Raw genomic sequence first — 8,487 nt, forward strand, 5'->3', positions numbered from 1 at the left:
CAGCAGGGAGTGCCCGCCCAGGTCGAAGAAGCTGTCGTCGACACCGATCCGGTCGAGGCCGAGTACTTCGGTGAAGAGTCCGGCCAGGATCTCTTCACGTGCGTCGCGCGGGGCTCGCGACGACGTCGCCGTACCGCTGTAGTCGGGTGCGGGCAGGGCCTTGCGATCCAGCTTGCCGTTCGGCATGAGGGGGAGTTCGTCGACGGTGACGACGGCCGCGGGGACCATGTGGTCGGGGAGCCGGGCGCCGACCGACTTCTTCACCTGGTCGACGTCGACGACGTCATCGGCCACGACATATCCGACGAGGCGTCGGTCGCCGGGGCGGTCCTCGCGGAGGACGGCCGCAGCGCTCTCCACGCCGGGGCAGGCGGTCAACGCCGCCTCGACCTCGCCGAGTTCGATACGGAAGCCGCGCAGCTTCACCTGGTCGTCGGCGCGCCCCAGGAACTGGAGCGTGCCGTCCTGGTTCCACCGCACCAGGTCGCCGGTGCGGTACATGCGTGATCCGGCGGGCCCGTAGGGGTCGGCGACGAAGCGTTCCGCGGTGAGTCCCGGGCGGTTGAGGTAGCCGCGTGCGACTCCGGCCCCGGCCACGTACAACTCACCGGGCACGCCCGGTGGTACGGGGGACAGGCCCGCGTCCAGGACGTACGTCCGTACGTTGCCGATCGGTCGGCCGATCGGCGGCACCGTCGCGCCTGACAGGGGGGCGCTCAGGGTGGCGCACACGGTGGTTTCGGTGGGTCCGTAGGCGTTGATCATGCGTCGGCCCATGGACCAGCGTCCGGCCACGTCGGGGCCGCAGGCCTCGCCGCCCACGACGACCGTCATCGTTTCGGGGACCTGGGTGACGTCCAGGACGCCCAGGGCTGAGGGCGGCACCATGCAGTACGTCACGCCCGCATCACGCACGACACGGGCGAGCGCGGCACCGGGGGCGAGTTCTTCTGCGTCGGCCACGACCAGGGCCGCGCCGGACAGCAGTGCCAGGCTCCAGTCCCAGGTGGCCGCGTCGAAGCTGGGGGAGGCGAACTGCAGGACCCGGCTGCCCGGCCCCAGACCCAGACGCGGCGCCGACGAGGCCACCAGGTTCACCAGACCCGCGTGGGTGACCACGACACCCTTGGGCACACCCGTCGACCCGGAGGTGTAGATGACATAGGCAGGGTGCGCGGGCACCGGCGCATTCGTGCTCAGGTCCGCCGGGTTCAGCGCGGCCAACTCCACCTGAACAGGCGGATCGTTGAGTCGTACGACCGGCGTGTCCGTCGTCCACAGAGAAGTGGTCGTCGTGTCCGTCACGATCAGTGTCGGCCGGGCGTCCTCGACCATGAAGCGGATCCGGTCCACCGGATACCCGGTGTCGATCGGAAGGTAGGCGGCCCCGGCCTTCCACACCGCGAGGACCGCGACGATCAGCTCGGGCGACCGTGGCAACGCGAGCGCCACCACCTGCTCCGGCCCCACGCCCCGCTCGACCAGCAGCCGCGCCAGCCGACTCGCCCGCGCGTCCAGCTCGGCATAGGAGTACACGGTCCGGCCGTCCGCCGCCACCAGCGCCGCGGCATCCGGCGCCTGGGCGACCCGCGCCTCGAAGGCGGCCGGTGCCGTCGCCTCCGGCACCTCCACGACCGGACCGGCGGCCCACGTGTCCACGACACGCTCGCGCTCACCGGCCGAGAGAAGCTCCACCGCCCCGACCCGCCGACCCGCATCCTCGGCCACGGAGCTCAGCAGTCGCGTCAGGCGCTCGGCGATGACGTCGACCGTGCGGCGGTCGAATCGGTCGGCACGGAAGTCCAGCCGCAGCTTGAGTACTTCACCGGGCGACACCGCGAGGCTCAACGGATAGTGGGTGGCATCGCGGCCCTGCGTGGACGTGGCCGTCAGTCGGGAGGCCCGGCGGTCGGCGGAGGTGTCACGGTCCGCGGAGGTGCCGCGGTCGGCGGGGAAGTTCTCCACGGCCATGACCGTGTCGAAGGCGTCCCCGAGCCCGGCCGTCCGCTGAATGTCCGTCAGGGACAGGTGCTGGTGCGGCAGCAGCGCGCCCTGCTCGGCCTGCACCCGCACGGCCAGGTCGGCCCACGTGTCCTCGGACTCCAGCCGCACCCGGACCGGCACCGTGTTGATGAACAGGCCGATCATGCTCTCGACGCCCGGGATCTCCGGCGACCGCCCCGACACCACGGCACCGAAGACCACGTCGTCCTGACCGGTCATCCGGCCGAGGAGCACACCCCACGCGCACTGGACGAGCGTGCTCAGCGTGACGCCCAGGCGACGGGCCTGGGCCTGCAGCGAGGCCGTGGTCTCCTGCGGAAGGTGCGCGACGAAGCGCTCCGGGAAGGCGGTTGCCGAGCCGTCAGCCCCACCGACGGCTGCCTCGGTCGAGAGGAGTGTGGGTTCCGCGCCGGTCAGGGCGCGGGTCCAGGCTTCGCGTGCGCCCTCGCGGTCCTGCTCGGAGAGCCAGACCAGGTACTCACGGTAGGGCGTGACGGGAGGGAGGGCGCTGTCGTCGCCCTTGGCGTCGTACAGGGCGAGCAGTTCGCGCACCAGCAGGGAAGACGACCAGCCGTCGACGAGCACATGGTGCTGGGTGATGACCACTCGGCTGCGGTGGGCGCCGGCCGTGGCCGCCGCATCACCGGCGGAGTGCCTCACGAGCGCCATGCGCAGCAGCGGCGGACGGTCGAGGTCGAACCGGCGGGCCCGCTCGGTGTCGGCGAACGCCCGCAGTTCGGCTTCGGTTTCCCCGGGCGACAGGTGGGTGAGGTCGACCTCTTCCCACGGCAACGTGACCTCGCGCGCGACGACTTGGACCGGCTCGTCGAGGTCGTCCACCCAGAACGCGGCCCGCAGGTTCGCGTGCCGGTCGAGCAGGGCCTGACCGGCCGCGCGCATGGTCCCGGCGTCCAGGGCGCCCTCGAAGTCGAGGATCAGCTGCACGACATAGGCATCCGGTCCCTCGCGGTCGGCAAGGGCGTGGTAGACCAGCCCCTCCTGCAGCGGCGACAGCGGCCAGATGTCCTCAAGCTCATGCGACAAGGTTGATCCACTCTCCGTACCAGGCGCTGCAACGTGCCGAGGAAGCCCGTTGACGGTGCGCGCGACCACTTCACCGGGACCGGGGCGCGGCCGTCCGCCCGCGGGCTCCCGCGCCGGATCGAGGGCGCGGGAAAGCAGGCGTCGGTGTGCCGCACACACCGGTCATGAATGTCTTGGGCAGCCGCGCACAAAGAAGAAGAGGGCGCGTTTCGTCAGTGTGGCCCAAGAAGTTGGGAAAGGATGTCAGCTCGGCTTGTTCACCCGAGTCGCCAGGGAATAAAGCGCCGAGCAGCCAGATGTGCCCGCGGCGTCCCTCTGAGGAATGTCTCCACGGCCCCTCCTCCGTTCACAGTGCTCCCCCCGTATCGGAGCCATGAGTTGAAGGGACACTACAACCGTCGCCGCAACCCTGTACATGTGACGCCCGTCACAAGGGCTTGTGATGTCGCGATGGAGGGCGGGGCTCGGATTTGTGTAATGCGCGGGGGCGTATGGCCGCAGAGCGGGGCGTCCTGCTCGAACCTTCCAGAGGGGATGTGCCGGATGGGATGCAAACAATGCGGCCGGGGCCGGTCGGCGTGATGTGTGATTATGTGGACGCCCGGCGAGTGTCGGGGTGGATACACGTCACTGCGGGGGGCATGGATGACTGGTCCGACGGATGAGCTATGGCCTCTGACGGCCGCCCAATCCGGAGTTTGGTATTCCGCTTCCCTCGGGCCCGGGTCCTCGGTCTACAACGTCGGTGAGCGCGTCGATATCCACGGACCGATCAATCCGGAGATTCTGGAGAAGGCGTACCGGGCGGCACTCGCGGAAGCGGAAACGCTGCGGCTCGTCGTCGCCGAGGGGCCGGACGGGCCCGTCCAGATTCCCGGTCGCGCCGACCGGGTGGCCGTGCGGCGGCTCGACTTCACCGGCAGGGACGATCCGGCTGCGGCGGCCGAGGCGTGGATCGCGTCGGACGTGGAGTCCGCGTTCGACCTCGAACAGGGGCCGCTGTGCGCTCCGGCGCTGCTCACGGTCGGTGCGGACCTGCATATTCTGTACAGCCGCTACCACCACGTCGTCATGGATGCTTGGAGTTCCGCGCTGATCACCCGGCGCACCGCCCAGCTCTATTCGGACGCGATGGCGGACCGTCCGGACAGCGGAACCCCGCTCTCCCCGTTCCGTGATCTCGTGGCACGCGAGGCGTCCTATCGGGGTTCGGAGGAGTACGAGGACGACCGCCGCTATTGGCTCAAGCGGCTGCGGAGCGCCCCCGACCCCGTCACTCTCTCCGGCCGTCCGTACCGCAGGCCGCAGAACATTCTCCGTAGGCGGACCACGCTCGGCGCGGGCCTTTCGGAGCAATTGCGTGCCGCCGCCGCCGGGCTCGGCGTCAGCCTTTCCGTGCTCGCGGTGACGGCGACCGCCGCATACGTCAGCGGCGCCACCGGAGAGAGCACGATATCCGTCGGACTTCCCCTGTCCGGCCGCCTGGACGAGGTCGAGCGCAATACACCGGGAATGACGGTCAATGTTGTCCCGCTGTACATCACCGTGCGGCCGGAAATTCCATTGAAGAAGCTGGCGAGGCAAGTCTGGGCGCAGACGACCCGCGCTTCGCGGCACAGCCGTTTCCGCATGGAGGATCTGCGCGGCGAACGCATTCGGATAGCGGGTGACGACCGTCCTCACGGACCCGTGGTCAATGTCATGGCATTCGATTACGACATCCGCTTCGATGGTCACCCGGCAAAAGCGAGCAGCCTTTCGCAGCGGCACACCGAAGACTTCTCCTTCGCTTTCTACGAGGGTGAACACGAAGGCCGCATCGAGGTGTACTTCGACGCGAACGACCGCATGTACAGCCGGGCGGAAATGGACGCCCACGTCGAGCGGTTCCTGCATTTCCTGGAGCGCCTGGCGGAAGCCCGTCCGGACCGGCCGATCGGTTCGGTCAGCCTGCTCGACGCCGAGGAGCGCGAGCGGGTGCTGGGTGTGTGGGGCCGCGGTCGCGCGGTGGAGGTGCCGACGGGGACCGCGCCGTCCTTGTTCGAGGCGCAGACCGCGCAGACCCCGGATGCCCCGGCGCTGGTGGCGGCGGACGGCCGCATCGTCTACTCGTACGCCGAGTTGAACGCCAGGGCCAATCGTGTCGCGCGGCTGCTGGTGGAACAGGGCGTCGGGCCCGAGCAGTTGGTGGCGCTGGCACTGCCGCGGTCACCGGACCTGATCGTGGCCGTGCTGGCCGTGCTCAAGGCGGGCGCGGCGTACCTGCCGCTCGACGTGGAGTATCCGGTGGAGCGGGTTCGCTTCATGGTCGAGGATTCCCGTCCGCGCGTCGTGCTGGTGGCCTCGGACGCCGCCGCCCCGCCCGCGGGGGTCTCGGACGAGTGCGCCGTCCTCTCCCTGTCCGCCCCGGCGGTCGAAAGCCGCCTGGCGAGCCTGTCGCCCGCCGACCTGACGGACGCGGACCGGCTGGGCACGGCGGCGCCGGAGCATCCGGCGTACGTCATCTACACGTCGGGTTCGACGGGCAGGCCCAAGGGTGTGGTGGTTCCCCACCCGGGCCTGCTGAATCTCGCCCTCGCGCTGCGCGAGCACTACGGGATCCGCGAGGGGAGCCGGGTGCTGCAGTTCGCGTCGCCGAGCTTCGACGCCGCGGCATCGGAGATCTTCCGGACCCTGCTGGCAGGCGGGGCGCTCGTCCTGGCCGACCCGGTGGAACTGGCGCCCGGGGAAGCCTTGACGCGTGTCCTGGTGGACGCGGGCGTGACGCACTGCACCCTCCCGCCGTCCGCGCTGAGCGTGCTGGACACGGCGAAGGTTCCGGCGTCGATGACGCTGATCGTGGCGGGCGAGGCCTGTGACCCGGGCACGGTGGGGCGTTGGTCGGCCGGCCGGCGGATGTTCAATGCGTACGGGCCGTCGGAGACCACGGTGTGCTCGACGGTGAGCGAGCCGTTGTCGGGGGCGGTGGTGCCGCCGATCGGCCGGCCGATCGCCAACGTACGGGCGTACGTGCTGGATGCCGGGCTGTCGCCCGTTCCGCCCGGGACACCGGGGGAGCTGTACGTGGCCGGTGCCGGTGTCACGCGCGGTTACCTCAACCGCCCGGAGCTGTCCGCGCAGCGCTTCGTCGCCGACCCGTACGGGCCCGCCGGGTCACGCATGTACCGCACGGGCGACCTCGCGGCCTGGAACGACGACGGCACCCTGCGCTTCCTGGGACGCGCCGACGACCAGGTGAAGCTGCGCGGCTTCCGCATCGAACTCGGCGAGGTCGAATCGGCGTTGACCGCCTGCCCCGGTGTCCGGGCCGCCGCCGCCGTCATCCGCGAGGACCGGCCCGGCGACCGCCGCCTGGTCGGCTATGTCGTGGCCGACGACGGCGTGAACGGCAACGGCAACGGCGACGGCAACGGCGACGGCGACGGCGTGGACGTCGTCCAGGTGAAGAAGGCGCTCGCCGCCCGGCTCCCCGACCACATGGTCCCCGCGGCCGTCGTCCTGATCGACGCGGTGCCTCTCACCCCGAACGGGAAGGTGGACCGCAAGGCCCTGCCCGCACCCGACTACAGCGGTACGGCGACGTCGTCGCGGGCCCCGCGCGACGCACGCGAGGAGATCCTCGCCGCGCTCTTCGCGGACGTCCTCGGCGTCGATCAGGTCGGCGTGGACCACAACTTCTTCGACCTGGGCGGGCACTCGCTGCTGGCCATGCGCCTCATCGGCCGGATACGCGCGGTCATGGGAGTGGAGCTGGTCATCCGCGACCTTTTCGCGGCGCCGACGATCGCCACCCTGGCACGCGCGTTGGAGGCGACGACGCACCCGGTCGACCGCCCGGCGCTGGCGCCCGCCACGCGCCCGGAGCGCATGCCGTTGTCGTTCGCGCAGCGCCGGTTGTGGTTCCTGTACCGGCTGGAGGGGCCCAGCGCTACGTACAACGTGCCGGTGGTGCTGCGGCTGTCCGGCGCCCTGAACACCGAGGCCCTGCGCGCCGCCCTGAACGACGTGGTCGCGCGGCACGAGGCCCTGCGGACGGTCTTCCCGGACGCCGACGGACGGCCGTACCAGGACATCCGCCCGGCCGCCGAAGCGCGGCCGGTGGTGGACGTCGAGTCCGTCAGCGAGGCGGAGCTCACCGGTGCCGTGGACCGTGCCGTCCGGCACCCCTTCGACCTCGCGACCGAACTGCCGGTCCGGGCCGCCCTGTTCACCGTCGAGGACGCCGCGGACGAGCACGTCCTGGTTCTGGTGATCCACCACATCGCCGGTGACGGCTGGTCCATGGGCCCCCTGTCCGCCGATCTCGGCACGGCTTATGCCGCGCGATGCGCGGGGCGGGCGCCGTCGTGGGCGCCGCTGCCGGTGCAGTACGCCGACTACACCCTCTGGCAGCACGCGGTGCTGGGGGACGAGAACGACCCGGGCAGTGTGCTGACCACCCAGCTCGACTACTGGAAGCAGGCTCTGGCCGGGTTGCCGGAGCGTCTTGAGCTGCCGACCGACCAGCCCTATCCGGAGCAGGCCGGATACGAGGGCGGGTCGGTGCCGGTGTCGGTGGACGCCGAGGTGCACCGGGCCCTGGTCGATCTCGCGCGGTCACGGCAGACGACCGTGTTCATGGTGCTGCAGTCCGCCCTCGCCGTGCTGCTGCACCGGCTCGGCGCGGGCACGGACATTCCCCTGGGCACGCCGGTGGCGGGCCGGGGAGAGGAGGAACTCGACGAACTGGTCGGCTTCTTCGTCAACACGCTGGTGCTGCGGACCGACCTGTCCGGCGACCCCACGTTCGCCGAACTCCTCGACCGGGTCTGCACGACGAACCTGAGCGCCTACTCCCACCAGGACGTCCCCTTCGAGACCCTGGTCGAGGCGCTCAACCCGACACGGTCCCTGGCCCACCATCCCCTCTTCCAGGTGATGCTCGCCTTCAACAACATTCCACGCACCACACCGGACTTCGTCGGGGTCACGGCCACGCCGAACACCGTCCGGGTCGAGGCCGCGCGGATGGACCTGTCCGTCAACCTCATCGAACAGCGCGACGCCGACGGCGGCCACGCCGGGATCAGTGGCGTGATCTCGTACCGCACCGACCTGTTCGACCACGGCACGGTCACCGGCATGGCCGAGCGGCTCGTCCGCGTACTGACGAGCGTCGCCGCCGACGCGGAGCGCCGCGTGGGATCGATCGAGCTGCTCTCCGGCGACGAGCGGCACCGGATCCTGGAGGAGCGCAACGACACCGCCGCGCCGGTGCCCCACGCGACCGTGCCCGAACTCGTCCAGGCGCGGGCCGCGGCCGCACCGGACGCCGTCGCCCTCATCGCCGACGGCACCCACCTCACGTACGACGAACTCAACACCCGCGCAAACCAGTTGGCCCACCACCTGATCCAGCATGGCGTCGGCCCCGAACACATCGTCGCCCTCGCCCTGCCC

At 70.7% G+C, this 8,487-nt stretch carries 2 protein-coding genes; one reads left to right on the forward strand and one right to left on the reverse strand.

Going from position 1 to position 8,487, the window contains the following annotated elements:
- A partial coding sequence (locus tag AOK03_RS24210) for a non-ribosomal peptide synthetase (RefSeq protein WP_055567448.1) occupies nucleotides 1-3,048 on the reverse strand: 3,048 nt, incomplete at its 3' end.
- A 645-nt stretch (nucleotides 3,049-3,693) separates the two neighbouring features.
- Between AOK03_RS24210 and AOK03_RS24215 the strand changes: the two genes are divergently transcribed.
- A partial coding sequence (locus AOK03_RS24215) for a non-ribosomal peptide synthetase (protein ID WP_167355641.1) occupies nucleotides 3,694-8,487 on the forward strand: 4,794 nt, incomplete at its 3' end.

It is taken from the genome of Streptomyces atriruber, from assembly GCF_001418325.1.
GTDB lineage: Bacteria > Actinomycetota > Actinomycetes > Streptomycetales > Streptomycetaceae > Streptomyces > Streptomyces atriruber.